This window comes from Rapidithrix thailandica (genome assembly GCF_039710355.1).
GTDB lineage: Bacteria > Bacteroidota > Bacteroidia > Cytophagales > Flammeovirgaceae > Rapidithrix > Rapidithrix thailandica.
The window spans coordinates 791,340-817,702 of record NZ_JBDKWZ010000001.1 but is presented as its reverse complement, the minus strand read 5'-3'; the positions used below and the strand labels follow the sequence as shown (position 1 = coordinate 817,702).

Annotated in this window: 21 protein-coding genes; 14 read left to right on the top strand and 7 right to left on the bottom strand. The window is 42.5% G+C overall.

Going from position 1 to position 26,363, the window contains the following annotated elements; genetic code table 11:
* The first annotated feature begins 14 nt into the window (after nucleotides 1–14).
* The 3 genes from AAG747_RS03040 (at nucleotide 15) to AAG747_RS03030 (ending at nucleotide 2,905) form a co-directional block, all read left to right on the top strand.
* Nucleotides 15–269 carry a hypothetical protein gene (locus AAG747_RS03040; RefSeq protein WP_346819649.1) on the top strand — a complete coding sequence of 85 codons (255 nt, stop codon included), beginning with the start codon at nucleotides 15–17 and terminating at the stop codon, nucleotides 267–269.
* A gap of 9 nt (nucleotides 270–278) precedes the next feature.
* Complete coding sequence (locus tag AAG747_RS03035; RefSeq protein WP_346819648.1) at nucleotides 279–1,514, top strand: ABC transporter permease; 1,236 nt, start codon at nucleotides 279–281, stop codon at nucleotides 1,512–1,514.
* 173 nt (nucleotides 1,515–1,687) lie between these two features.
* Nucleotides 1,688–2,905 carry a PP2C family protein-serine/threonine phosphatase gene (locus AAG747_RS03030; RefSeq protein ID WP_346819647.1) on the top strand — a complete coding sequence of 406 codons (1,218 nt, stop codon included), beginning with the start codon at nucleotides 1,688–1,690 and terminating at the stop codon, nucleotides 2,903–2,905.
* A gap of 118 nt (nucleotides 2,906–3,023) precedes the next feature.
* Here AAG747_RS03030 and AAG747_RS03025 read toward each other — a convergent pair whose 3' ends face one another.
* Together AAG747_RS03025 and AAG747_RS03020 are read right to left on the bottom strand one after the other, a co-directional pair.
* Complete coding sequence (locus AAG747_RS03025; protein ID WP_346819646.1) at nucleotides 3,024–4,022, bottom strand: PorP/SprF family type IX secretion system membrane protein; 999 nt, start codon at nucleotides 4,020–4,022, stop codon at nucleotides 3,024–3,026.
* 205 nt (nucleotides 4,023–4,227) lie between these two features.
* The gene (locus AAG747_RS03020) at nucleotides 4,228–7,020 is read right to left on the bottom strand and encodes a sensor histidine kinase (RefSeq protein ID WP_346819645.1); all 2,793 of its coding nucleotides are present in this window, start codon (nucleotides 7,018–7,020) and stop codon (nucleotides 4,228–4,230) included.
* A gap of 436 nt (nucleotides 7,021–7,456) precedes the next feature.
* Here AAG747_RS03020 and AAG747_RS03015 point away from each other — a divergent pair, with 436 nt between their 5' ends.
* Nucleotides 7,457–10,078, top strand: coding sequence for a valine--tRNA ligase (locus AAG747_RS03015; protein ID WP_346819644.1), 2,622 nt, complete (start codon nucleotides 7,457–7,459; stop codon nucleotides 10,076–10,078).
* 366 nt (nucleotides 10,079–10,444) lie between these two features.
* Nucleotides 10,445–11,218, top strand: a complete 774-nt coding sequence (gene lolB1 / locus AAG747_RS03010; RefSeq protein WP_346819643.1) for a lipoprotein insertase outer membrane protein LolB1 — start codon at nucleotides 10,445–10,447, stop codon at nucleotides 11,216–11,218.
* 68 nt (nucleotides 11,219–11,286) lie between these two features.
* Here the strand turns inward: lolB1 and AAG747_RS03005 are convergent, their stop codons facing one another.
* Nucleotides 11,287–12,399 (bottom strand): AI-2E family transporter, encoded by a 1,113-nt coding sequence (locus AAG747_RS03005; protein ID WP_346819642.1) that lies wholly within the window; start codon nucleotides 12,397–12,399, stop codon nucleotides 11,287–11,289.
* A gap of 144 nt (nucleotides 12,400–12,543) precedes the next feature.
* Nucleotides 12,544–12,861: a DUF3276 family protein gene (locus tag AAG747_RS03000; RefSeq protein ID WP_346819641.1), complete on the bottom strand. Its 318-nt coding sequence runs from the start codon at nucleotides 12,859–12,861 to the stop codon at nucleotides 12,544–12,546.
* A 240-nt stretch (nucleotides 12,862–13,101) separates the two neighbouring features.
* Here AAG747_RS03000 and AAG747_RS02995 point away from each other — a divergent pair, with 240 nt between their 5' ends.
* The 8 genes from AAG747_RS02995 (at nucleotide 13,102) to AAG747_RS02960 (ending at nucleotide 21,914) form a co-directional block, all read left to right on the top strand.
* A complete protein-coding gene (locus tag AAG747_RS02995; protein WP_346819640.1) occupies nucleotides 13,102–13,785 on the top strand; it encodes a septal ring lytic transglycosylase RlpA family protein in 684 nt (227 codons plus the stop codon).
* 53 nt (nucleotides 13,786–13,838) lie between these two features.
* Nucleotides 13,839–14,768, top strand: coding sequence for a septal ring lytic transglycosylase RlpA family protein (locus tag AAG747_RS02990; RefSeq protein ID WP_346819639.1), 930 nt, complete (start codon nucleotides 13,839–13,841; stop codon nucleotides 14,766–14,768).
* A gap of 219 nt (nucleotides 14,769–14,987) precedes the next feature.
* Complete coding sequence (locus AAG747_RS02985; protein ID WP_346819638.1) at nucleotides 14,988–15,887, top strand: DUF58 domain-containing protein; 900 nt, start codon at nucleotides 14,988–14,990, stop codon at nucleotides 15,885–15,887.
* Between the two features lie 109 nt (nucleotides 15,888–15,996).
* Complete coding sequence (locus AAG747_RS02980; RefSeq protein ID WP_346819637.1) at nucleotides 15,997–17,772, top strand: chloride channel protein; 1,776 nt, start codon at nucleotides 15,997–15,999, stop codon at nucleotides 17,770–17,772.
* Between the two features lie 167 nt (nucleotides 17,773–17,939).
* Nucleotides 17,940–18,857 (top strand): helix-turn-helix domain-containing protein, encoded by a 918-nt coding sequence (locus tag AAG747_RS02975; protein WP_346819636.1) that lies wholly within the window; start codon nucleotides 17,940–17,942, stop codon nucleotides 18,855–18,857.
* An 89-nt stretch (nucleotides 18,858–18,946) separates the two neighbouring features.
* Nucleotides 18,947–19,726, top strand: a complete 780-nt coding sequence (locus AAG747_RS02970) for an HD domain-containing protein (protein ID WP_346819635.1) — start codon at nucleotides 18,947–18,949, stop codon at nucleotides 19,724–19,726.
* A gap of 189 nt (nucleotides 19,727–19,915) precedes the next feature.
* Nucleotides 19,916–21,019: a WD40/YVTN/BNR-like repeat-containing protein gene (locus AAG747_RS02965; RefSeq protein WP_346819634.1), complete on the top strand. Its 1,104-nt coding sequence runs from the start codon at nucleotides 19,916–19,918 to the stop codon at nucleotides 21,017–21,019.
* A complete protein-coding gene (locus tag AAG747_RS02960; RefSeq protein WP_346819633.1) occupies nucleotides 21,012–21,914 on the top strand; it encodes a zinc metalloprotease in 903 nt (300 codons plus the stop codon). The genes AAG747_RS02965 and AAG747_RS02960 overlap by 8 nt, the downstream gene beginning before the upstream one ends.
* Before the next feature lie 76 nt (nucleotides 21,915–21,990).
* On the opposite strand, the gene AAG747_RS02955 is transcribed toward AAG747_RS02960, so the two are convergent.
* From AAG747_RS02955 to AAG747_RS02945, 3 genes are all read right to left on the bottom strand, one after another.
* Nucleotides 21,991–23,043, bottom strand: a complete 1,053-nt coding sequence (locus tag AAG747_RS02955) for a M42 family metallopeptidase (protein WP_346819632.1) — start codon at nucleotides 23,041–23,043, stop codon at nucleotides 21,991–21,993.
* 283 nt (nucleotides 23,044–23,326) lie between these two features.
* Complete coding sequence (locus AAG747_RS02950; protein WP_346819631.1) at nucleotides 23,327–23,995, bottom strand: metal-dependent transcriptional regulator; 669 nt, start codon at nucleotides 23,993–23,995, stop codon at nucleotides 23,327–23,329.
* 156 nt (nucleotides 23,996–24,151) lie between these two features.
* Nucleotides 24,152–25,255: a glycosyltransferase family protein gene (locus AAG747_RS02945; protein WP_346819630.1), complete on the bottom strand. Its 1,104-nt coding sequence runs from the start codon at nucleotides 25,253–25,255 to the stop codon at nucleotides 24,152–24,154.
* Nucleotides 25,256–25,412: 157 nt separating this feature from the next.
* Here AAG747_RS02945 and AAG747_RS02940 point away from each other — a divergent pair, with 157 nt between their 5' ends.
* A complete protein-coding gene (locus tag AAG747_RS02940; protein WP_346819629.1) occupies nucleotides 25,413–26,225 on the top strand; it encodes a 2,3,4,5-tetrahydropyridine-2,6-dicarboxylate N-succinyltransferase in 813 nt (270 codons plus the stop codon).
* The last annotated feature ends 138 nt before the right edge of the window (nucleotides 26,226–26,363 follow it).

Here is a 26,363-nt window from a genome sequence, read left to right as displayed (position 1 = left end):
TGATCAATCAAAAAATGACGGAACAAGAATTTACCATCCTGGACGAATTGTATTTTCTGACCTCGTATCAAGACTTGTCAGAAGCAGTAGGTTTGGAAGAAGCAGCGCTTCTCAACAGCTTAAAGTCGTTATTGGAAAAAAAGTGGATCCGTTGCTACAAAGAGGCGGACCAAGAGCTCCCATACGAAGACACCGACTTGGAAAAAGACTATGCCCGGTATTACTACCTGGCCAGCAAAGAAGGTTTGTTAAAACATAATCAACAATAATTCTTTCTTATGAATACGGCCCGGCAGACCCATCACCCTCTCATCTCCTTAGGAAAGCAACTCTTTAAAAGGAAGTCGGCTTTTTGGGGTTTGCTGATTATTGCCATGGCTTACCTCTTGGTCATTCTGGGCTATTCCATCATCCCGGATACTACCCCCAATGCCAATGATGGAGCCGTGGAGATCGCCCAAAAACCACCACTCTTCCGGGTACAACTTTTAAAAGTTCACAAAAATTTACCCCCTCAAAAAAGCGGTTTTCTGGAAAGGCTTTATTGGGGTGAAGAAAGCTCTTACCTGATCATCCCACTTAGCCGCCCTCCTCAGATCAAAGGAGACAGCGTGTATTATCAACCTTATCCCGGACAAAAGACAGAAGCCAAATTGCTACTAGCTTGTGTCAAAGCCCTTTACACAGGTGACCGGAATTTTTCAGGCTTCCCGGCAGCCAAGCGTTTCCATATAAGCAAAGACAGCATTCAATACATCAATGCCCAACAACAAGGCCAAAGCATTACCCGGGAGGCATTGATCCGGGAATTTTGGCAACACAACCTGGAAGAGCGGATGTATGTATTAGGCACGGATAAATCCGGCAGGGATGTGTTCAGTCGATTGTTATTCGGCACCCGCATCTCTTTGGGGATAGGTTTTATTGCCGTATTTATAGCTCTGCTTATCGGTATCAGCCTGGGGGCAATAGCGGGATATTTTGGAGGCTTATTGGATGCACTCATTATGTGGTTGATGACGGTCAACTGGTCCATCCCTACCATTATGATGGTGATGGTCATCAGTGTGATTTTTCATAGCCATGGCATTTGGGTGATTTTTCTTGCGGTCGGTTTGACGATGTGGGTAGAAATTGCCCGGGTCGTGCGGGGACAATTTATCAGCCTTAAACAACAAGCCTTTATCGAAGCAACCCATGCCCTGGGCCTTTCTGACTGGCGAATTATATACCATCATATCCTTCCCAACACGCTTCCTGCCTTAATCGTGATTAGCACGTCCAACTTCGCCACCGCCATTCTCATAGAAGCCGGTTTGAGTTTTTTGGATCTAGGCGTAGCCCCCCCCATGCCTTCCTGGGGAGGCATGGTAAGTGAAGGATATCAATTATTACTCAGTCAAAACAGTTGGCACCTCATTGTATTTCCGGCAGCTTGCATTTGTACTCTGGTACTCGCTTTCAACTTATTAGGAAATGGCTTACGCGATGCGTTCGACCCACAAAACCCTTAAAACAAAGCAAAAAAACAACATTCGAAGATCCCTGTTCATGCCTTTGCAGCCCGGTATCTGCCGTCAGGTTTTCGCTGCCCAAATCATCAAAAATATTGTTTCCAATCACAAAGATTATCGACCATTTACTTGTTTAAATGGATCTTGTCATCTAAGTTGACAGCAAATTTTTTATGCATATGTCACTAACTCCGCAAGCAAAGCTGGAAATGAAGGAGTTGGAATTAAAATCCCTTTTTGAAACCATCAGGGCGATTAATTCCAATGCTTCAGAAAAAGATTTGTACAAAATTTATAAATTCATCCTCAGGGCAAAACCCAACATCACGAAACTGGCACTGTTTGTTTACGATGAGTCCTGGGAATGCAAGGCCTATTTTGGCACGAAAAAAAACTACAAAGACCTAACATTGGACGGCAAACTGTTGGAGCTCACGGAGATATCACCGGTACCTTTTGAAGCCACTACCTTTGATGAATTTAACACGGTGATTCCGGTAAAACACAAAGACCAGGTATTGGCCTATGTCTTACTGGGTGGAGCTTCAAACCAAAGGGATGCTTACGAACTGGAAATCGAATTTGTAGATGCACTGAGTAACATCATCATCGTAGCCATAGAAAACAAAAAGCTGGCCCGGAAGGAACTTCGTCAACGGGACTACAACAAACAATTGGAGATTGCCCGGAATGTACAAACTTTGCTCTTTCCCAAAAAGCTCCCCTATGACCATAATCTCAAGGTAGCCGCCAGCTATTTACCTCACCATACAATCGGAGGAGATTATTACGACTTCTTAGATGCCGGGGAGGGGCGGTATCTGATGTGTATTGCCGATGTGTCGGGAAAAGGGATTCCGGCCGCTATTCTGATGTCTAACTTTCAAGCGGCCTTGCGCATTCTTACCCGCAACGGCACCCCTCTGGATGCCATTGTCAATGAATTGAATTATTTGATTTTTCAAAATGCTCAAGGAGAAAACTTTATCACTGCCTTCTTTGCCTTATTCGATTTTAACAAGCGTTCCCTAACGTTTGTCAATGCCGGGCACAACCCTCCTTTCCTGTTTATCAACGAACATCAACAACGCTTGGAAACGGGTACAACGATACTCGGAACCTTCAGAGAACTTCCTTTTTTGGAAATTGGCCACATAGAAGACTTGAAGCGCTTTTTTGTCTTTTGTTTTACCGATGGCTTTACCGAAACCTACAATGAAAAAGGAGAGGAATTTGGGGATGAATACCTCAATAAATTCTTGGAGGAATACAAAGGGGAAGATCAGGTAGAATTGCATGAACGGCTGATTTCTCTTTTGGATACGTTTAAAGGAGACAATGCCTATGCTGATGATATCACGTTGCTTTCTTGCAGAGTGAATTTTGAGTAGCTGACTATTAAAAGAATATTATTTCACACCGGACAATATCCGCCATAGGAACTTTGAGTTTCTATAGCGGATATTGAAAACCTCAAACCCCTTAGGTTGAAATAATTGACCGGGTGGTTCAACGCTGACTGTAAAAAGCCGGGCATTGTACAAAGCGTTTGTCTTTGGCTTTTTTCAAAAAGGAAAGTGTAGCAGGGGGTTCAAACACCAGTGTAATTTCATGAGAAGCTCCGGTAAGCCCGTGTATGCCTCCCACAGCATGGTCATAACTATACCCAACCGTAAAGTTTTGAACATGCAATCCCAATAAACCACTGATGGCAGATTTATTGAATTTGGAAGTTTCGTTTCCGACCGGTAACCCTCTGTACCAAACTCCGGCAATAATTGCCTGGTAGGACAGGTTAACACCAAAATCCAATTGACTGAACTGGGCTTGTTGTTGAAATAAAATTGCCGGAGATACCCACACTTCTTGTTTTTGACGGATCGGCAATTTCCCACCCATATGTATGGTGTAACGGATCGGCAAATGGTCGCTGACTTCCCCCAAACCTTGATTGGGACGATTCAGGTGAAACAGCCCCATACCCGCCCAGAACCGGGAGTTATAGATTAAAAATCCCGTAGAAAAATCAAGGGAACCTTTGGATTCGCTTCCGAATGCCTCACCGCTCCCTCCGCCTCCGCGGGCAATAGCATCGCCAAATACCAAACGGTTAAAGTTGGTGCTTTTATACGTATATCCTCCTTGCAAACCCAAGCGCATCACCCACTCTTCTCTTAACGGTACGGCATACGAGTACGACACATTGAGGGAAGTTGCTTGATAAGCCAATTCTGCAATCCGGTCATTGGTCACCATCACCCCGATACCGCTATTCCAATTCAGAAGGTTGTAATCAAATGAAGCCTGGTTGTGTGCGTAAGATTGTGGCAAACCCACCCACTGGTTACGGTATACACTGGCAATACGAAACTGTTCGGTACTACCGGTAAAAGCAGGATTGAGGTATAAAGAAGAGGCGTAAAATTGCGTAAAATTAGGGTCCTGCCCATAGGCTGAAAGGGCCAGCCCCCAAACCCAAACAATACTTATGAAAATCTTTCGAATCATGTCTCTGTCATTCGTTAGTATATGTATCAGTGTAATGATGCATAACAAACGCTTACACTCATACGACGATATGCTGGTTGTCTCAGTTCCCTACGATCGGTTCCCTACGATTGGTCCTTTACAAGGATGTATCCGTTGCTAATCTACTGCAAGAATCGGACATTTACCATTCATATCCACCACTGAAAGAAAAGACCTTTGTAAATTATTCTGCCGGGCGGTTTAAATTAGGTAATTCCACATAAAATACAGAACCTTGATTCAACACCGACTCTAAACGCACCTTTCCCCTGAGCTTTTCCACAGCCTCTTTGACAATGTATAACCCCAAACCGGAACCGGGTTTAAAGGTAGTAGCCCGGTAAAACATATCAAAGATTTTGTCTTGATGTTTTGTAGCGATACCGATACCGTTGTCTTTGATCTGTATATTTACATTATCTCCACCTACCACTACTTTTACGGAAATACAGGCATCCGGCCGGTAAGAAGCCGTATAACGGAGCGCATTCGATAACAGGTTATTAAAAATAATGGTCAACCGCTTTTTATCGGAGTAAAAAGCTTTGTCTTGAATAATTTCGATTTCTTTTTGTACGCTTTTGGCATTATCCAAATACTCCAAGCCTTCAAACACTTCCCGGATTGCTTCCTCAAAATCAATGGGTTCCCTTTCCACTTCCAAGCGGGCATTTCGCGAGTAATGGATAATATCCTGAATAAAATTATCCAGACGTTTCACACTTTTCACCATCAGGCTCAGGTATTCCGCCTTATTCTCCTCATTGTCCTCCATGCCCACCAGATCAATCAAACCTGACAAGGAAGAAAGCGGTGCCCGCAAATCGTGGGAAGCACTGTATACAAAGCGGTCCAACTCCTCATTAAGCTTCTTCAACTCTTCATTTTGTTGAGTTAGTTTCTCCTCTGCTTTTTTGTTGACCGTAACATTCCGGACGACCCCGTCAATCAACAACTCCCCGGAACTATCATACACCAAAATAGCACTGGTCATTCCCCAAAAGTGGCTGCCGTCTTTCCGTTTGTACAACACTTCCCGGTTCCGGTATGCGTTCTTTTGGGTGATCTCTTTGTCTAAAGAGCGTTTTTCTTCCGGATTTACATAATAATGCTCGATAGAATGGCTGTTAAATTCTTCAATACTCTCTACTGAAAATAAATCCAAAAACGCCTGGTTCACATACACTACTTCTCCTTCCAGCTTTCTTCTATAAATCCCTTCCTGAATGTTTTGATTAATGGAGCGAAGAAGTTGTTCGTTCTTTTTAATTAAGTTTTCCTTATGAACTTCTCTGGTGATATTTTTAGAAAAAATACTAATGCCGGATACTTCCCCCTCCGTCACCAACGGAAACAACACACTTTGAAAAATATACACTTTACCATCCACTCCTTCCAGATGATCGGTATAGTTAAGTTGACTTCCCGACAGAGCGTTCGTCAAACGATGCATCCATATGGCATGAACTTTCAGGTCGGGGATCGCTTCTTTCAGCGATTGGCCCAACATAATTTGCGATCCGAACAATTGTTGAAAGGCCTGTTGAAATTTCAAGTTGAAATCCACCAGTACCAGTTCCTTGTCACAAACCCAGATGCTATGGTCATTGTTATCAATGATCGCCCGTAAGTTTGCCTCTTTGTAAGCAATATCCCGGGTCCGTTCCTGTACCTTAAGTTCTAACTTTTTATTCATACAAATCAGATCGTTCAGCATATCCCGGACATCAATCTGAAGCATTTGTATGGCAATGTATAAGTCCGAATAAGGATCGGTAATAGGAACTTTCAGCTCTTTGTAATTGTAGGTATTGTCCCAGGAAATCTGCGCAATGGTTTCAAATAATTCCTGATTTCGCGCTTGTATCAGTTGGTTTTGGTTGGCATTCAAGGATTGTAAATCTTCGATGATGGCAATCAACTCATCTTTCGACTTATTTTTTAAGCCCTTCTGATTCACATTAGCCACAAAAGCTTCTGGTTTCGCTTCGTTGTGTAAAAAAGAGTCACCTTTCCCTTCTGTATGATACTTCGTCAAGGCATCTGAAATTCCCGAAGCCATACGAATATTTTCCGTAAACCCAGGTTTGAACTGATCAAACGTCTTAAATGCGATTTTGGCCGTATCATTTAGAATAAAATATATTTTAGACCAGTATTTCCTCAGTGCCTTATCATAATCGGAAGCCTGCTTCAAAGCCGATTTTTTCAAATAACCCCGTTGGGAATAATCTGCAATTAAGCCCAATTGCACTTGCTTGGAATAACGGATTACAGCCCAGAGTTTTTTTACCACTTCTTCAATCTGTTCTATTTCCGGACTCCCCACCGTTTTGACCAACAACAAGTCTTTGCCAATCAAATATAACCTGAGCTGATAGGGATCTTTTTCCCGGCCGATATTCCACTCCGGTTTACTGACCAAAGACACCCTCTTATGATGGATATAGATATACTCCCGGTGAACCCAATTCGCATGATAGATCGAGTGCCCTCTTTCGTCTGTTTTTTCAGCTAATCCCTCATCCAAGGCTTTACATTGTCTGATTTTTTCGATAGCCTCCTCATATGTATCATGGTAACTCAATTTGATACTGGAGTATTTTTTAGCCGCAAGTTTGCTGATAGTAGCCACCACTTGGTTGGCCGCGATAATGCTCGCATAACGGATGATCTTTTTTGAAAAATAACCGGCAACTTTTTGTGAATAAAACTTACGGGTAATAAAATCCGCATTGGTAAGATGGGTCGCATCCAACAAGATATACATGGGGTTGGAGGCTTCGACCTGCATCCTCTCACATTGGGATTCAAAAGCTGTGAGAACGATTTTGATGTCTTCAATTGTGGGTACTCCGGAATGCGTGATCCGTAGTATATTTGCTTCTAGTAATTCATATTTACAATAGTAACTACCGGCTTTGTTCCGGTAATCCAACAAGACACCCAGTTCAACCAGGGGTAAATCTCTATTCATTCTCTTCAATACGAATTTTTGTAAAAGGACTGATTGGGGGTATCTATATCGGTAGACATATGCATATTTCCCTCTGTTTCAATTTATTTGAAATAAGGAAATCTTCAGATCTATCATCACAGATTAAAAAGCACCTATTTTAATAGATACCCAATGGTAGTTAATATTTACTTTTAGCCGGATGCCTACATGATTTTTATCAATTGGCAAAAAAAAGATAAATACTTGATAATCAAAATTCTTCCCCTAAAATTCCTTTAAAATTCGACTATACGGCATTCTGATTCGGTGTAAACCCGGGCAGTCTCACCGGACATTCTTCTTCAAAAATTTCTTTTTTCAGACAAACTTATAGGCAAAACCTGAGTTCCTTGAGTCCAAATTGACCATCTGAATACATTTTTTAATACTTTTGTACTTCGAAAAATTTAATGAAATGGAGCTAAACAAAACATATAACCCCAAAGAAGTAGAAGACAAGTGGTATCAATACTGGCTGGATCATAAATTCTTTGCCTCAAAACCCAACCCGGACAAAGAACCCTTCACGGTGGTCATTCCTCCTCCCAACGTGACAGGTGTTTTGCATATGGGACATATGCTGAACAATACCATTCAGGATGTATTGGTGAGAAGACAGCGGATGAAAGGGAAAGAAGCTTGTTGGGTGCCGGGCACCGACCATGCCTCCATCGCTACCGAAGCCAAAGTAGTGGCAATGCTCAAGGAAAAAGGCATGGAGAAAAAAGACCTTTCTCGTGAAGAGTTTTTGGAATATGCCTGGGAATGGAAAGAAAAGTACGGGGGAATTATTTTGGAACAGTTGAAAAAGTTGGGGGCGTCTTGCGATTGGGACCGCACCCGCTTTACCATGGAAGAAAGTCTCTCTCAGTCTGTGATCAAGGTGTTTGTAGACCTGTATCAAAAAGGATATATCTACCGGGGCATCCGTATGGTCAACTGGGACCCACAAGGAAAAACGGCCCTTTCGGACGAAGAGGTGATTTACAAAGAGGTTAACTCCAAATTGTTTTATGTAAAATATAAAGTAGAGGGCACTGAAGATGAGTGGGTCACCATAGCCACTACCCGGCCGGAAACGATTCTGGCAGATACAGCGGTCTGTGTACACCCGGAAGACGAACGCTTCAAAAAGTTGATCGGCAAAAAAGTCATCATCCCGATGGTGAACCGTGCCGTCCCGGTCATTGCCGATGAGTATGTAGATCCTGAATATGGTACAGGATGCTTGAAAATCACTCCGGCACACGACTTAAATGACTATGAAATCGGCTTGCGTCACAACCTGGAGGTCATTGATATCATTGATGACAATGGCAAACTCAATGAAAAAGCACAGCACTTTGTAGGCATCGACCGCTTTGCCGTAAGAAAAGCCATTGTCAAAGACCTGGAAGAGATGGGACAATTGGTGAAAGTGGAGGAAATGGTGAATAAAGTGGGCTATTCGGAAAGAACCAGTGCTGTGATAGAGCCTAAGCTTTCTTTACAATGGTTTGTGAAGATGGAAGACCTGGCCAAGCCTGCATTGGAAAACGTGATGAATGACACCATCCAGTTTCATCCGCCTAAATTCAAAAATATGTACCGCCACTGGATGGAAAACGTGAAAGACTGGTGTATTTCACGACAACTGTGGTGGGGGCAGCGTATTCCGGCTTTCTACCTGCCTAACGGGGAGTATGTAGTAGCCGAAACTCCGGAAGAAGCCTTAAAGTTGGCTCAGGAAAAAATCCCTGGTATCAGCTTAGAACAACTGAAACAAGATGAAGATGTATTGGATACTTGGTTCTCTTCCTGGTTATGGCCTATTTCCGTCTTTGACGGCCTGACCGATCCGGACAACGAAGATATTAACTATTACTACCCGACTTCTGACTTGGTAACAGCTCCCGAAATTTTGTTTTTCTGGGTGGCCCGGATGATCATTGCCGGATATGAATACAAAGGAAATTTCCCGTTCAAAAACGTATACCTGACCGGAATTGTAAGGGACAAAAAAGGCCAAAAAATGTCCAAGTCCTTAGGCAATTCTCCCGATCCTCTGGATCTGATCAAGGAATACGGTGCAGATGGTGTCCGCACCGGAATGTTGTTTTCTTCTCCGGCCGGTAACGATTTGCTATTCGACATCAAGCTCTGTACTCAGGGAAGAAATTTTGCCAATAAGATCTGGAATGCTTTCCGTTTGGTACAAGGCTGGGAAGTAGACGCATCGTTGGATACCTCTGTGAATAAAGTCGCTGTGGATTGGTTTGAAGCCAAATTCAACCAGGCTTTCGAAGAGATTGAAGCACACTATGAAAAATACCGCATCTCGGATGCCTTAATGAGCCTGTACAAATTGGTATGGGAAGATTTCTGTTCTTGGTATTTGGAAATGGTCAAGCCAAAGTTTGAGCAGCCGGTAGACAGCTACACTTACCAATCAACCATTCAGTTCTTTGAAAAACTGATGAAAGTGTTGCATCCGTTTATGCCATTTATCAGTGAAGAAATTTATCAGCATATTCAAAAAAGAGAAGAAAAAGATGCGCTGATTATTGCCGATTATCCTGTGGCAAATGCCGTGGATCAGCAACTTTTGAATGAGGCGGAAGTAATTTTCTTTGTGATATCTAATATCCGGAATACCCGTAATGCCAAACAAATATCTCCGAAAACAGCCTTGGAACTGCATATCAAAACAGAGAACCAAGCCCTTTACGAGACGTTTGCTCCGGTGATTCAAAAACTGGCCAATATTTCCGGAATCCACTATACCGACACTCAGTTGGAAAAAGCCATAAGCTTTGTCCACAAAGGAGATGAGTACTTTATTCCTGTGGAAGGAGAATTGGACGTTGAAAAAGAAAAGGAAAAAATCGAAAAAGAAATTGCTTATACGGAGGGCTTCCTGAAAGGAGTAAATAAGAAATTGGGCAATGAGCGCTTTGTCAACAACGCTCCGGAACAGGTAGTAGCCAATGAAAAGCAAAAACAAGCCGATGCTGAAGCAAAATTGCAAGCATTGAGAGAGCAATTAGCCAGTTTGTAGACCTTTCAATATTGTACAAAATACTCCCGCCTGTCTTGTATTGGGCAGGCGGGAATTTTTAGCAAATGCTCTCGTGAAACACTTCTTATTTTTTCTAATCCACCAGCCGTTTCCTCCTCTTTTTCCATGGGTTGATGGGTGTAAAATACCTGACAAAGAAGCCCCGGAAATAATTTTCACGAATTAAAACTTCTTCCTATCTTGTTTTTTAATCAGGCTAAGAGTATGTTTAACCTTTCTCTTCACGCCCACAAGACAAAGAATTGACCTTAACGGCAAGACATACAATGCCGGTCTGTTAGCTGTAGCAAGAGGGATGTAGAAAATGATTTAGTAAAACTTCAATCTATAAAATTTAGAAAGCTTTTGAAACGATTTATCTTCATACTACTGATTTCCAGTTTGTTTGGAATGACAGCCTGTAAAAAACAACTGACGACCGGAAATACGCCCACTCCCCGGAAAAAATCCAACGAACTTAAAATTGAAGACTTACAATTTGAATACTTAACCGCCCGGGCCAAACTTACCTTTGGCGATGGCACAGACGATATTAAAGCAACTGCCGATATCCGTGTAAAAAAAGATAGCTTGATTTGGATTTCCCTGCGCTCCGGTACGGGAATAGAAGGAGCTCGCGCTTTGATTTCACGCGACTCCGTATTTGTCATCGACCGCTTGAACAAGGAATATTATAAATACGACTATGATGGCATCTATCAACGTTTAAATTTTCAAACGCAGTTTGAAATGATTCAGGCCATATTGATTGGCAATATGCCGATGGAAATCAATACCCGGAGAAGCCAGAAAAACAATGATTTTTTTATCATCAAAAACAACAAAGGGGATTATAAAACGGAAGTATCCGTCAACAGAACCTATAATAAATTACAGATCCTGAAAGCGGAAGAAAAAAAGAGCAATGCTCAATTAGAAATCAACTATGAGAAGTTTCAGGAGGTAGAAGGACAAATATTTCCATTCCTTTGCAAAGCCAGTGTAAGGTATAATGACTCGCAAAAGAAAGACACCAGAATGGCTTTGGACTTTAACAGGGTAGGTCTTCAGGCGAAAGAGTTAAAATTCCCGTTTAAGATTTCTCCCAAATACAAATTGATGGATATTAATAACGAATAAGCCATTTAGACTGAAAAATCAAAAAAGAACGGACGAGGTTTGAAGCCTTGTCCGTTCTTTTTTTGAGATCATTTCCGGAAGACTTGATATTGCTTATATCCTTTATAAAACTCCCCGAAAACCACCTTGAGAATGGTAAAGGTGGGTATTGCCAGAATCATCCCCACAGCTTTTCCTAGATTAGCCCCCACAAATACGATCAGGAATATTACGAGTGGATGGGCTTTAACACTCTTCGAAAAGATAATAGGTTGCAAAAAGATATTGTCGGTAAACTGCACCACTCCGAATACCGAAAGGATTTTGACCACGAGAATCAAATAGTCTTGCTGCACGGCCAAACCGGCATTGGTCGAAAGCCCTACGATCAAACCGAAAATAGCGCCCAAGACCGGTCCTAAAAAGGGAATCAGGTTGGCCACCGCAGCAAACACGCCAATGGTCACGGCATAATCGACTCCCACGACCAAAAGCCCAAAAGAAACAATCGAAAAGATGGAGATCATTTGCAGCAATAGCCCCAAAAGATAGTTTGACAACAGTTTTTCGGTTTTGCTCAAGGCCGCAATCGACACTTCAAAATAATTATTCGGAATCAGAGAAATAAAGTATTTCCGGAAAGCACCTTTTTCATACAAAAAGAAAAACGTAATAAAAAGAACCGCCAAAAAGCCGATAAAGAAATTCCCGGTAAAGGTGAGCAAATCATTAATCAAACGGGTCACATCCAGCTCTCCTACCAGTTCTTTAAATTTGTTCAGTACCCCTTTCCTCAAAAAGCCTTTGTCCTCACTGGGTACCAGTTCATATTTGATCAAAAAATCTTCCACCCCATCGAGAGGGGTCAGTGAATTTTGCACAAAATTTTCATAATCTATCCCGGAGATCACCTGAATTTGAGTCGACACCAAAGGGACAAACAGGTAGATAAATAAAGCTACCAACCCAAACAGAATCATAAAAGAAACCAGGATCGCCAAGGTACGCGGCACCCGGAATCCATAAAATTGTAACTGAGAGAGGTAATTTGTAGGAGTTCGCAGCACCGCCGACAAAACCATGGCAATCAGTAAGTAGGAAAAAATATCCGAAAACTCCCGGGCCATCACAATAAAGCCTATCAAAAAGGCTAACAGGAAGCCCAGAAACAGAAGCGTATTGCTACTTGGCAGTTTATTCATAGAGTATGGTAATTAGCAGCGATAGCCCGGTTAGGAATGGGGTATATAGGAGTTGCCCTGTTTCATTTTCCGAAACGGGTTTTCTAAAGTACAAAAAAAGCTCTTGTACAAGTACAAGAGCTTCCTATAAAAGCTAAATCATTTTTAGTCCCAGCTTAATTCATCATCCAAATCGCTTTTGTGATCCAACTGGGCATAGTCAAAATCAGGCAAAAGTTCTTCTTTGACATGGTCTACGCACTCAGTCAAAGCACTTACGAATTTGTTGAAATCCTCTTTGTATAAGAAGATTTTGTGTTTTTCGTAATAAAATCCGTCATCCTTGTACCTCTTCTTACTTTCTGTAATGGTCAGATAGTAATCATTAGAGCGAGTAGCTTTCACATCGAAGAAGTACGTTCTTTTTCCTGCTCTTACTCTTTTTGAGTAGATTTCTTCTTTTCCTGCTTTATTCTCGTCCACTGTCTTAAAAAGTTAATTTAACAACCGTAAAACTAATAACAATTATTAGATTAATAAAAAATTATTTTCAATTTTAGAAAAAAATTCCTTCTAATGTAAAGAAGTAAAATATTAAAGAAAAATCAAACCCTAATACTTAAAACTTTTTTAAAAAGTCGGTAATATATTATTCTTATCACCATGTTTTTTACCAAACTTTACACAATGATAAGGGTTTATTTCATAATAACAATAGTCTCTGTGCTTCTTTATCACAAATCTCCGGCACAAGTTATCGATAAGGTGGGCTTTGTACAAACAGGTACGGCTTCCTATTATCCGGACGACCGGAAAGGCGTGATCACCCGTAGCGGAGAAAAGTACGATATGCATGCATTGACAGCTGCCCACCAGTATATTCCATTTAATTATCTGGTAAGAATCACCAATTTGGAAAACGGAAAACAGGCCCTGCTACGCATTAACGACCGGCCGTATACCAACACCCGTATCATGGACATGAGCTATGGGGCTGCCAAGCGCCTGGGTATGCTGGGGAAAACCCATACCCGTATCCGTCTGGAAATTATCAGCAAGGGCAAGGAACCCGCCAAGCCTGCTCTTCCACGCTCAAAACCTCAGGCTGACACGGGCAGCTTTGCAGCTCCGGGAATTTATACCCTTCAAGGGCAGTCCATTCAACCGGCAGGATACGGGGTACAAATCGGTTCTTTTTCTTTGTTAGACAAAGCCTTGGAACGCGGCCGACAGCACCATCAGGTACAGCAACCTTTCTTTATCCAGGCCCAATGGCACGGGACACAAACCATTTACAAAGTGATGGTTGGCAACTTCTCCGGGCGCAAAGATGCACAAGCCACCAAAGAATATTTCAGAGAAAAACAAATTGATGCTTTTATTAAACCTTACCAGCTTAGTAAATAAAATTTATTGTGACTATCTTTTACAATACCCGAAGCTTTCTAAATTTGTGAGTTATGAAGACAAACCCTAACAACAGTATGCGTAGTAAATACTTTTTAATCTCTATTCTTTTACTCCTGCTTGTAGCGCCTGCTATGGCCCAGAAACACCTCAAAAAAGGATATTCACAAGTTGGATTGGCTTCTTATTACTCTAAAAAATTCCATGGGAAAAAGACAGCCAGCGGGGAAAAATTTAACATGTATGCCATGACGGCTGCACACCCTAAAATCCCCTTTAACAGCATCGTTAAAGTCACCAACCTGAAAAACGGCAAATGGGTCACCTTAAGAATCAACGACCGGGGACCCTTCACGTCCGAGCGCATTGTAGACGTTTCCAAAGCCGCAGCCTTGAAACTGGACATGGTAAAAGACGGGGTCGCAGAAGTAAAACTGGAACTGCTCCGGGTAGGAAAAGACGGTAAGATGACTACCAATGACGACACAAAGGACAAAACGGCCAAAGGAAATACGTCCAAGAAAAAAGACGATGTACAAACCATCGTAGTGAAAAAAGAGGAGGAAAAAGCTAAGCCTGTTGCTTCTAAGCCGAAGAAGCAAAAGAAAGATATTGTCAAAAAGCAAAAGACTCCGGTAGCAAAGCCCCCTCAAAAGAAACTGCCTTCTGCCACGGTTGCGGTAAAAACAGCCACTCCCTGGAAACCGGTGAATACCTACAATGTACACGGTTATTTGATGAAACCTTCGGGCTTTGGAGTACAACTGGGCTCATTTAGCAAAAAAGAAAGTGCTATAAAAATAGGCAAAGAAGCGATGACCATGGGCTTAAAAGATATTTATATTCAGGCCGGTTGGACCAACAAACAGGTAATTTACCGGGTTCTTTACGGAGCTAAACCCAATAAAGATTCGGGCAAATCCTTGCTTCAACTGGCCAAGAGAAAGGGCTTTACCCATGCCTTTTTGAAAGAGCACTTTTAGTGTTTGCCCTATAAATATGTTTTAACAAACAACAATTTGTATAGGAGAAAAAAGGTAGAAAGTCAAAATGGCTGGATCAGTACCTGTTCTGCTTAATTTTACTTTTTGCCTGTGCGCTTTCGCATACAAGAGCGGAAGATACCAGTACCGGCAACGGGAGAACACAGCTAATTCTCCTGTTGCTACACGCTTTTCACTCAAATTTCCTATCTTTCCTCTATGGATTTTGATTTGATAAAAAAATATGGCAAACTGGAACTTCTGGCCCGCCAAATGGTGGAGGGGTTTATCACCGGTTTACACAAATCTCCCTACCATGGATTCTCAGTGGAGTTTGCCGAGCACAACCTCTACAATACCGGGGAAAGCACCCGCCATATCGACTGGAAAGTGTACGCCAAGACAGACCGCCTGTATACTAAACGCTACGAGGAAGAAACCAACCTCCGCTGCATGATTCTGGTGGACACCTCTTCATCCATGTACTACCCTGCGGCAACCCAGGGAAAAATCCACTTTAGCATTATGGCCTCCGCTTGTCTGGCTTTTATGCTTCAAAAGCAAAGAGATGCGGTAGGCTTATGCAGTTTTTCAGATAAAATCGAAGACATCTCACAAGTTCGTTCCACGGGTTCTCATGTACGCAATTTATTTGTCACCTTACAAAACATGGTGAATGCCAAGCCTCAACAGCAAAAAACAGCGGTGGCTGATGTTATTCATGAAGTAGCCCAACGCATCCACAAACGCTCCCTGGTCATTATTTTCAGCGATATGATGGAAAATGAGACCCATCACAAAGAGATGTTCAGTGCTTTGCAACACCTGAAACACAACAACCACGAAGTCTTGCTTTTTCATGTATATGATAAAAAAACGGAATTGGATTTTGACTTTCCGGAACGCCCTACTGTCTTTATCGATTTGGAAACGGGGCAAAAAGAAAAAGCACAACCCGCACAAGTCAAAGAATACTACCAGAAAAAAATCCATCAGCGGTTTCAGGAAATCAAATATAAATGCGGACAATTTAAGATCGATTTTATCGAAGTGGATATCCAACACGATATCGATCAAATTTTACAAGCCTATTTGATCAAACGGGCAAGAATGAAATAAATCACTTTGAAGAAGGTATTAAGAAAATCGTTAGGATAATGGTCAAATATTATCCTTCTTCGCACATCACTTAGTATTTTTACGCCCAATTCGGAAGCAAGATGAACCAATGAAATCAAATGTTGATACCAACCGCATACTCGCCTGGCGCAAACTCTATATTTCTGACCGAAACTTTTTATTGATTGTCAGCGCTGTCGTAGGGATTATTTCCGGTCTGGCAGCGGTAACTCTGAAAGCAGCCGTACATACTATTCACGACCGCTTTACTTCTGACGCTTACGATGAAAACTATATTCAACTCATCTATCCACTGGTAGGCTTACTACTGACAATCTTTCTCGCCAAGATCCTTTATAGAGACAAACTGGGGCATGGCATTACGGATATTTTGTATTCCATTTCCAAAAAGTCCAGTTTTATTGCGCAAAGCAAAATGTACTCCCGGATGATCACCAGCGCCATCACCGTAGGTTTTGGAGGATCGGCCGGTTTGGAATCTCCCATAGTCTTGACAGGCTCTGCCATCGGTTCTAATGTGGGCCGGTACCTTAACCTCAACTACAAGCTCCGTACATTATTGATCGGCTGTGGTACCGCCGGGGTGATTTCAGCCATCTTTAACGCACCTATCGCCGGGCTCATTTTTGCCCTGGAAGTCATTCTGGTAGATGTAACCGTAGCCAACTTGGTTCCTTTGCTGATCTCTTCGGTGGCGGCCACGCTGGTATCAATTTTATTATTAGGAGACGACCTTCTGTTTTCTTTTAAGTTGGTCGATAGCTTTAGCGCTTCGGATACTCCTTGGTACATTTTGTTGGGAATCATCTGCGGATTTACGGCAGTCTATTACTCGGTGATGCTCAAATGGATAGAGCATCAACTTTCAAGAGTCCACAACAGTTACTACCGGGCGTTGATCGGGGGCGTAGTCTTGACCTTACTAATTTTTATTTGCCCTCCTGTATATGGGGAAGGCTATTCCATGATCATCGCCTTACTCAATGGCAACGAGCACGAACTATTGGTACGGAGTGAGCTTTTCGAACAATTTGATATCGGTTGGTTATTCCTGATTTACACCATCATTGTCATTCTGGTCAAAGCCATTGCCTCCGCCATCACCATCGGTAGCGGAGGTAGCGGAGGTACCTTTGCCCCTTCCATGTTCTTAGGTGGCCTGACAGGCTTTGCCGTAGCCCGTTTGATAAACCTCACCGGAATCGGCCAAATTTCCGAAATCAACTTTATCCTGGTGGGAATGTGCGGGGTGATGTGCGGGGTGCAGTACGCTCCATTGACGGCTATCTTCTTGATTGCCGAAATTACCGGTGGCTATATCCTCTTTGTTCCTCTGATGATTGTCTCAGCCATCGCCTTTACCACCGTGTACTATTTTAACCCGCACTCTATCTACATCCGGGAATTGGTGGAAATGGGCGAATACTTGGACAAACACGACCATGACCGCAAGGTACTGACCAACTTGAAGATTAACCGCCTCATCGAAAAAGACTTTAAAACCATCCACCAGGATGCCATGCTCAAAGACTTGGTTCAACTCATCAGTGTCAGCAGAAGAAATATTTTCCCGGTAGTGGATGACGAAGAAAAGCTGGTGGGCATCGTACTGTTGGACGATGTGCGGGAGATTATGTTTGATGAGAAAAAACAACAATCTATCAAGATCAGTAAAATCATGGAAACACCCCCTGCCCTGGTAGAATTCGGGGAAAATATGGAAAGTGTCATGCGGAAATTTGAAACTACTCAGGCCTGGAACCTTCCTGTACTCAAAGATGAAAAATACATCGGCTTTGTTTCCAAATCCAGAATTTTCAACCTCTATCGTCAGCAACTCATCGAGCAGCAAAATTATGTATAAGTCAGGTTTCCATGCAACAGAGATGGATAAATTTAAGTAGTACTCTATAGGATTTTAACAAATCCTATAGAGTACTACTATTCAAATTTCGGTCAAACCTCACTCAACCACTGGCCTTGTTATCGTCAGCACAAGTGACCGTTCCTGTTTTACTGATACCCCAACTTATGTTCAAAGATAAACCACTCGATGTTCCTAAATTTTCCACTACAGAATTCAAAACCCATTTCTTTGAACAAAACCAAGCGGTTCATAAGGTGTTCAAAAATAACTATGAAGACTTTTTGATTGCTAAGTTCGAAGACTTCCGGGAATCTATGAATCTGCCCATTCCCTTTTATCGGAGGCCGGTAACTGAAATTCTGTTTATCACCCAAGGCAGTATTCATAGAGGGTGCAACCTCAATAAAATCCCCGTAAAGGAAAATCAAACACACCTTTGGTTGGAAAACCACATCGCCACCGTAGAAGCTTTTTCGGAAGATATAAGCGGCTTTTACTGCCACTTTACCTACAATTTCCTGAGTGATTCCTATCACACGACCCGGATTATCCGCGACCTCCAATTGATCAATAAATTTACCCACCACCGGCCCTTAACCCCTAAAAATACCGCTTTAAAAGCCATGCAAAATATTTATGAAAGACTCTATGAAATTTTTCATTCAGACAATAACCCGCAATTAATCCGGACCTATTTACAAACCTTACTCCTGGAAATCAAAAAATCCCTCCCCTCCTCCAAAGAATCGCCCAAACTGAGCCGGCCGGTACAATTGACCGAACAGTTTAAAGAGCTGTTGTTCGCCCATGTCACAAAAGAACAATCCCTAAAGTTTTATGCTGAAAAGCTTTTTGTTTCCTCCAATCACCTCAATAAAAGTGTAAAACAAAGTACCGGAAAAACTGCCAGCGAGTGGCTTTTTGATGCCTTAACCTTGGAAGCCAAAGTCTTACTCAAGCAATCGGATTTACCCATCGGAAACGTGGCTTTTCGACTGGGATTCGAAGACCAATCGTACTTCTGTAAGTTCTTCAAAAAACAAACCGGAGTATTGCCTTCCCGTTTCCGCCAAATGGATTGAATATTACCAATGATTGCTTGATTTGGTAAAATAAGCCTATCCCTGTTGCTTTAGTTTTGTTATTTCCAATCAATATTTATAAAAACAAGATGAAACAACAACCCATCGGTTCCTATGAGTGGAGCATGGAAAGCCAAGGTAATTTAAACCTCAAGGAAAAAGTAACCATCCTTAAAATGCTGATCAAAGCCCAGTTGAAAGACAAGTGGAGCTATTGGTCTTATAAAATGGGTCTTTCCAAACAACAACTCTCAATGTCAGATTTGGATGAAGTTACTATTCCGGACTCTCAGATCGTCCAAGAAGCTCTTTCGATTGCCCGGGAAACATGCTCTCCGGTATTACTCAATCATTGTTTCCGCACCTATTTCTTTGCCCAACTACTCAGGCAGGTGGATGGCCTTCCGCAGGTGGATGACGAACTATTGTTTGTGGGGAGTATTCTTCATGACTTAGGCTTGACCGAGGATCATAACAAGAATCTCTGCCATTGTTGTTTTACCATCGAAGGGGCAAAATTCTCAGAGTCCTTGGCGCTTGAGCATCATTGGTCTCCTCAAAGAACCCGGCAATTGTTTACCGTTATCAGCGCACACCTCAATCCGGAAATTGACAAAGAGGTCTACGGCACCGAAAGTTACCTGTTAGGAGGGGGAGCGGTGATGGATGTATTAGGCAGCCGGTACCATACCATTCCCAACACGCTACTCCACAAGGTGCATACACACTATCCCAGAGAAGGGTTTAAAGAAGAAATTATTGAGACAATGAATTACCCTCATGTCAGCGATTCGAGAGCCGGTTTCTTAAAAAAAGCAGGCTTTGCAACTTTCGCAAGTAAAAACCCTTTGGACAACTTAATACAATAGAAACAAGTTACTTATAAATTCTAGTTTTACACTCCAAATAAGAATAAAATAAATACTAAGTAAAAATACGCAAAATTAAATTTCAAAAAATCTTTATAAATCATAACATATCGACTCCAATACCGTAATTTTAAGCTGTAATAAAACAATCACTTTTAACCAACACACTTGCAATTGAACTTAACAGGTATGAAAAAAGTAACATTAATTTTATGGGTATTTTGTGCTGTATTTTTCAGCTGCTCGGACGATGACAATCAAACCGTCAACCCGAAGCCTGATAAGCCTAAACCGGATGATGATGGGAATCCGAAAAGAGAACTCACTATCACCAAATTAGCAACCTCCATCGAGCAGCAAGTAAGAGCCGTACAATTTATTGACGAGCAAACCGGATTTATGGCCGGAGGAGAGGCATACCCTGAAGAAAAGGCTTTTCTATTAAAAACGACAGACGGGGGGAACTCCTGGGAAAAGGTATTTGCCGAGGATGGATTCTATATTACAGGTGTGGCGTTGATCGACAAAAACATCATCATGGCAAGCACCAATAAAGGGTACCTATTGAGAAGTGAGAACGGTGGTAGTACTTGGAACAAGTTAGATGCATTCGAGAATGATTTTTATATGGCCGACATCCGGTTCCAAGATGAGAACACAGGCTATGTGGTAGGTTCTGTTAACAGCGTGGGTATTATCATTCGAAGTACTGACGGTGGACTAAACTGGGCTCCTGTGGAAGTAGACCCAATTACCCTGCTACAAGATAACCCCTTAAATACCATCACCTTCGCAGAGAACAACACGGTATTGTTGTCCGGAGGAACTTATGATAACGGACAAATTTTAAAAAGTACGGATGGAGGCGAAAACTGGACCGGCCTTTCGCTCTCTTCCAAAGTAATGATCACGGACCTTGTCATAAAAGGAAATGAAGGCTTTGCCATAGGAAACAATGGGCAAACCAATGCCAGCACAGAGAAAGGAGAGTTATTTAAAACCTTGGATAAAGGAGTCAGTTGGTCCAAAGTCACAACGGAATTTGATAACAAACTCATCAGTATAGATTGGTTGGGTAACACGCTATGTATTGTGGGAGCCAATAAATCGAATAACCTCAGCGATCCGGAGTTTGCCCTACTGTCGTTTGACGGAGGTAGTACCTGGGAAAAGCTGGCCCACGAAGAAGTGATCGGAGGCTGGAAAGACGTTTGCTTTATCAGCGAAAACAAAGTTATCCTGGTAGGTTATAAAGGGTTGGCATTAATGGTAACAATTGCTACCAATGAATAAAGTCCTAGGTCTATTAAGCCTCTTTCTACTATGTATGTCATGCAATGATCCCAGTGAAGAGCTGGATATTATTGAAGAAGATGAAATAATAGTTATACCAGTGGTAGTACATGTCCTCAGGTATACTCCGGCCCCTATTGATGTAAGCGATGAAAAGATCCATTCACAAATAGCGGTACTCAATCAGGATTTTCGGAAGAAAAACCCTGACCATGTGAACACTCCCGAAGAGTTCAAGCATTTGGTAGCGGATGTAGGCATTGAATTCCGGTTGGCCACTACAGACCCCAAGGGCAAACCTACCACGGGTATCCTTAGAAGTGAGGGAGAAATCACCGGATGGGAAGGCTTTAAGGAGAATGAAAATACAGCCGTTGAGGATTTAAAACTTTTCTTCACAGAAAAAGGAGGTCAGGATGCCTGGCCTCCTGACAAATACCTGAACATATGGGTGGCCGACTTATCCAACCGGCATGGCAATTTAGGACTGCCCGGGTATGCCAGTTTTCCAGGTGGAGACCCCAGAACAGACGGAGTCATCATCGACCCAAGGGCCTTCGGTACGCTTCCCCCCTTGAACGAATCGCATCAGAGGGGAAGAACCGCTACCCACGAAATAGGCCACTGGCTTAACCTTTTGCATATTTTTGGCAAAAATAATGATTGCGAAGCCGGTGATTTTGTAGAAGACACTCCTTCTGCATACTCACAATATAACGGTTCACCTGTTCATCCTCAGTCGTCTTGTGGTAGCCATGATCTATTTATGAATTTCATGGATTATGTAGACGATCAGGCCATGTATATGTTTACAAAAGGACAGAAAGAAAGGATGCGTGCCGTATTTACTCCTTCAGGTCCTCGCAGGGCATTGTATGAACATATCAGTAAATAATCATTACCGGTAGAAAACCGGTCAAAAAAATAAGTGGGTGGTACGCTTCAAAGCACCACCCACCTATAGTATAAACCTAATGCTTCCAATCGTATTGGTCCAGAGTACTCACTGAAGCCACAAGCAAATCAATGGAAGCCTGGATATCATTTTGGTGGGCCATCTCGGTCACCTGATGTACATAGCGCAAAGGAATAGAAACCGCCCCGGCAATGGCTCCGTTTTTACCCATCCGTTGAATGCCGGCAGTGTCGGTTCCTCCGGCTGTCAATATTTCTACCTGCCAGTCAATTTCTTTCTCCGTAGCCACTTCTTTCATAAAAGCCACCATACGATAGTCGCAAATCGTGCCTGCATCAAAAATCTTAATGGCTGTCCCTTCACCCAAACGCGTCACTTGTTCGTGCCCTTGCGCCCCGGGGGTATCGTTAGCGATGGTCACATCAATGGCGATTCCGAAGTCCGGATTGATGGCATGCGAAGCCACACCGGCTCCCCGGATTCCCACTTCTTCCTGAACGGTAAATACTCCGTACACATCGTATGGGAAATCCTTCAATTGTTTTAGCACTTCCAAAAGGATATACACCGACAAGCGATTATCCAAGGACTTACCATTGACCATCTCACCAATTTGGATAAACTCTTGCATCCGGGTAACCGGATTTCCTATGGAAATATATTTTTCTACTTCTTCCTTCTTTAAACCCAGATCTATGTAATAATCCTGAATTTTGAGTTGTTTACCCCGTTCTTCCGGACTCATCACATGAATAGGTTTGCAACCCATCACCCCTACCAGATCTTTTTTTCCATGCACAATCACCCGCATGGACGTCAGGGTTTTGGGGTCAAAACCACCCAAGGTATGAAAACGAAGAAATCCCTGTTCGTCAATATGCGTCACCATAAAGCCGATCTCATCCATATGAGCCGCCAGCATGATTTTCTTTCCTTCGGGGTTGTTTTTCCCTTTTTTGACGGTAATGATATTTCCCAAGTTATCGACCCGGCACTCGTCCACATATCTTTCCACCTCTGCCAATACTTGCTCACGGATGCGTTTTTCAAAACCCGGTGCCCCAGGCGTGTCACATATTTGTTGTAATAAATTGATATCGAGACTCATCGTATATTTGTTTTAGAGCATATTTAAATTTCATCTTTTGGACTGCAAATTCCCATTTTAGGAACCTCAATTCATCCTTTTTTCGTGGTCCGGCACCCGGTCAAATAATTCCACTATTCTTCTCAAAAATGATTTCCTAAGAACCCTAAACTAGAAATTTTCGCTACCAAATACGAATTTTAAACATACTCTTATGTTTGGGATTTGTATTGAGAATATGTTTAACTATTCTCTTCAATAAATTTACGGATTTTTGTTTACAGCCCCCCTGATACCTATCCTGTTAATCATCTTCTTTTTTCGCTACCAAGATATTCTCCGCCACTTTCTTCGTAAGCAAGCGTTTTTCCCGGTTGTTAATCGAAACCTCCAAAGACTCATCAAAAGCGATTTTATCCAACACCTTCAACTGGCTTCCGATTCCGATCCCTACTTTATCCAGGTATTGCAAAAATTCCGAACTGCTATCACTGACCGAAATCACTTTATGATCTTCTTGAATGGAGGCTTCCGAAAGCTGCATGGCAGACATTTCGGTAAAATTCCCGCTATTATCCGGAATGGGGTCACCGTGCGGATCGTATTTAGGAAAGCCTAAAAACTCGTCCAATCGCTCAATCATTCTCCGGGATTTGATATGCTCCAACTGTTCGGCCACTTCATGCACTTCATCCCAGTTGAACTTCAATTTTTCCAATAAAAACACCTCCCATAAGCGATGCTTCCGGATAATCCACAAAGCTGCGGCTTTCCCCTCCTCGGTCAAAGTCACCCCACGGTATTTAATATAGTGAATAGCTTCTTTATTGGCCAGCTTTTTCAACATATCGCTTACGGATGCCGGTCGCGTATTTAACTCTTCCGCAATCGCATTGGTCGCTACCGGTTCTTCATTGACCGATAGGTGAAATATAGTTTTTAGATAATTCTCTTCCGAGTGGCTAAAATTCATTGTATGTATTTGTTGTCATTGGCCGATAGCCCTGTACAACATGCTTCAATCAAAGTGATGCCCCTCTGAAATAGGAAACAATACTTTGACCGTGCAGCAGACACCGGGCTTTAGACAATAGATTTACGATTAATGATCAAAAGAGGTACAACAAGCTTATTGGTTCACCAACGGTTCCATCATTCTAAGAAGTTTGTGTTCTTCCTCTTTCCATAAAACTTTTGCAAAGTTACCACGATTATAGAACTTTTTTGTCAGTAATTCCTCGATTAGCACTTTCGGGTTATAATTTACAAAATCAATTGCCAGTGCGGCAGTATATTCCTCACAAATCTTTTCCCAAAGGGGATTTTGAGGGATAATCATGGGTAAGCGGTAAGCAATGCATTCATAGAGTTTGGTGGGAATGCATTGTGCGGTACTCTTATTTGGCTGATAACTTAACAAAGCCACATCGGCTTCTTCCAACGCTTCCAAAATCCGGGTATGAGGCACCAACCGGCTTCCTCCTTCCAAACGAAACCAAGAAAAGGCCTTTTCCAGCTTTTGAAGCTCCTTTTCCAAGGGTATTTCTACAACTTTACCGATCATCAAAAGTTCGGCAGACAATCCGCAATCCACCAATTTTTTTACCAGATTTACGGCTTCCCAGGCCCCATACACCGTAGAGATAGTACCTGTAAACACAAAGCGCAGGGGAGGACTTAAGGAGTTACTTTTTAGATGAGGCCCCTGCCTTTCCAACACAGATTTATTTTCCAAAATCAATTGTTTTCCTTTACCAAAAGTAAACTCCCGTGCATAACACCGCTCCGCAAGCCAATAATAATCCACCCAATTGCGGCTGAGCGTTTCCAAACCTCTTACGGCCCAGGCCATCAGATGCTTGATTCCTTTCGGATAAATGGACTGATACAAGAAGTTCCGGTAATAGTTTTCCTGTACGTCATAGATCAAGCGCACTTTATGAAACATCCGGTAGTAAAGAGCTACGGGTAACAACTCCACTGCATGAATCACCAACACGTCCGGCTTTACCTGTTTTAGTTTTGCTAATAAAAAGGAACCCACCTGCCAGCGTTTCCGGCTACCTTGAGCAAAGTCGAGCAAGGGGTATCCGTACACTCCTTTCCGAACAGGCAGTTCGGCAGGATAACCCATCAGGTGAATCTCATAGGATTTACTCAGGGATAAGCCAATCTTTTCGTACATTCGCGTATCGTTAAGGGGCTTTAAAACGGAAGCTAAAAAAATTTTCATGCCGATCAATTGCCTTAGTGCGTTGAATCATTTTTTTCCGGTAAGGGAATCCTAAACTCCGGCTAACAGGATAGCCCACATGCAAACACACGGAAACCAAAACCTAACTCAAATTAAAGTTCAATAAATTTAATATTCGTAGTAAAAATAATCAGAGATGAGTCAACAGCAAATTATCGAACAAGCTTGGGAAAACCGGGAATTGTTGAATGAAAGTGCTACTGTAGAAGCGATAAGAGACGTAATCGAACAATTGGACAAAGGGAAATTACGGGTAGCGGAACCGGTAGCAGATGGCTGGCAAGTCAATGAATGGGTGAAGAAAGCCGTCATTTTATTCTTTCCATTGCAAAAAATGGAAGTAGTGAAGGTAGGACCCTTCGAATTTCACGATAAAATTCCGTTGAAGAGCGGTTACGATGAATTAGGGGTAAGAGTCGTTCCTCACGCAATTGCCCGCTATGGCTCTTTTGTCAACAAAGGGGTAATTATGATGCCTTCCTATGTCAATATCGGGGCTTATGTAGACTCCGGCACCATGGTGGATACCTGGGCTACCGTAGGGAGCTGCGCTCAAATCGGCAAAGATGTACATTTGAGTGGTGGGGTAGGTATCGGAGGCGTATTGGAGCCTGTACAAGCCGCTCCGGTCATCATCGAAGACGGGGCTTTTATCGGGTCCAGATGCATCATTGTGGAAGGAGCACATATTGGCAAAGAAGCAGTCATCGGAGCCAACGTGACCATCACAGCCAGTTCTAAAATCATCGATGTTACCGGAGACGAACCCGTAGAATACAAAGGGTATGTACCGGAAAGATCGGTGGTGATTCCGGGGACCTTACCTAAAAAATTCAAAGCAGGTACTTATGATGTCAACTGTGCTTTGATCATCGGCAAACGGAAAGAAAGCACTGACAAGAAAACCTCTTTGAACGATGCTCTCCGTGAAAATGATGTAATGGTATAAACCGTCAGTAAAGACATTTTCCATAAAAATTTAAAAAGGCCGGCTAGGAATAGCCGGCTTTTTGTTTTTTCTTTAGCGGTTGGTAGTCTAAAATCAAGTCAGGTAACATTGCTCTCCATGGGTATCTGCGACACTTAA

Bases quoted from the DNA above. Each gene is read 5' to 3' on its own strand.
- AAG747_RS03040 (WP_346819649.1), top strand. From the start codon at position 15: ATGACGGAACAAGAATTTACCATCCTGGACGAATTGTATTTTCTGACC.
- AAG747_RS03035 (WP_346819648.1), top strand. From the start codon at position 279: ATGAATACGGCCCGGCAGACCCATCACCCTCTCATCTCCTTAGGAAAG.
- AAG747_RS03030 (WP_346819647.1), top strand. From the start codon at position 1,688: ATGCATATGTCACTAACTCCGCAAGCAAAGCTGGAAATGAAGGAGTTG.
- AAG747_RS03025 (WP_346819646.1), bottom strand. From the start codon at position 4,022: ATGATTCGAAAGATTTTCATAAGTATTGTTTGGGTTTGGGGGCTGGCC.
- AAG747_RS03020 (WP_346819645.1), bottom strand. From the start codon at position 7,020: ATGAATAGAGATTTACCCCTGGTTGAACTGGGTGTCTTGTTGGATTAC.
- AAG747_RS03015 (WP_346819644.1), top strand. From the start codon at position 7,457: ATGGAGCTAAACAAAACATATAACCCCAAAGAAGTAGAAGACAAGTGG.
- AAG747_RS03005 (WP_346819642.1), bottom strand. From the start codon at position 12,399: ATGAATAAACTGCCAAGTAGCAATACGCTTCTGTTTCTGGGCTTCCTG.
- AAG747_RS02990 (WP_346819639.1), top strand. From the start codon at position 13,839: ATGAAGACAAACCCTAACAACAGTATGCGTAGTAAATACTTTTTAATC.
- AAG747_RS02985 (WP_346819638.1), top strand. From the start codon at position 14,988: ATGGATTTTGATTTGATAAAAAAATATGGCAAACTGGAACTTCTGGCC.
- AAG747_RS02980 (WP_346819637.1), top strand. From the start codon at position 15,997: ATGAAATCAAATGTTGATACCAACCGCATACTCGCCTGGCGCAAACTC.
- AAG747_RS02975 (WP_346819636.1), top strand. From the start codon at position 17,940: ATGTTCAAAGATAAACCACTCGATGTTCCTAAATTTTCCACTACAGAA.
- AAG747_RS02970 (WP_346819635.1), top strand. From the start codon at position 18,947: ATGAAACAACAACCCATCGGTTCCTATGAGTGGAGCATGGAAAGCCAA.
- AAG747_RS02965 (WP_346819634.1), top strand. From the start codon at position 19,916: ATGAAAAAAGTAACATTAATTTTATGGGTATTTTGTGCTGTATTTTTC.
- AAG747_RS02960 (WP_346819633.1), top strand. From the start codon at position 21,012: ATGAATAAAGTCCTAGGTCTATTAAGCCTCTTTCTACTATGTATGTCA.
- AAG747_RS02955 (WP_346819632.1), bottom strand. From the start codon at position 23,043: ATGAGTCTCGATATCAATTTATTACAACAAATATGTGACACGCCTGGG.
- AAG747_RS02950 (WP_346819631.1), bottom strand. From the start codon at position 23,995: ATGAATTTTAGCCACTCGGAAGAGAATTATCTAAAAACTATATTTCAC.
- AAG747_RS02945 (WP_346819630.1), bottom strand. From the start codon at position 25,255: ATGAAAATTTTTTTAGCTTCCGTTTTAAAGCCCCTTAACGATACGCGA.
- AAG747_RS02940 (WP_346819629.1), top strand. From the start codon at position 25,413: ATGAGTCAACAGCAAATTATCGAACAAGCTTGGGAAAACCGGGAATTG.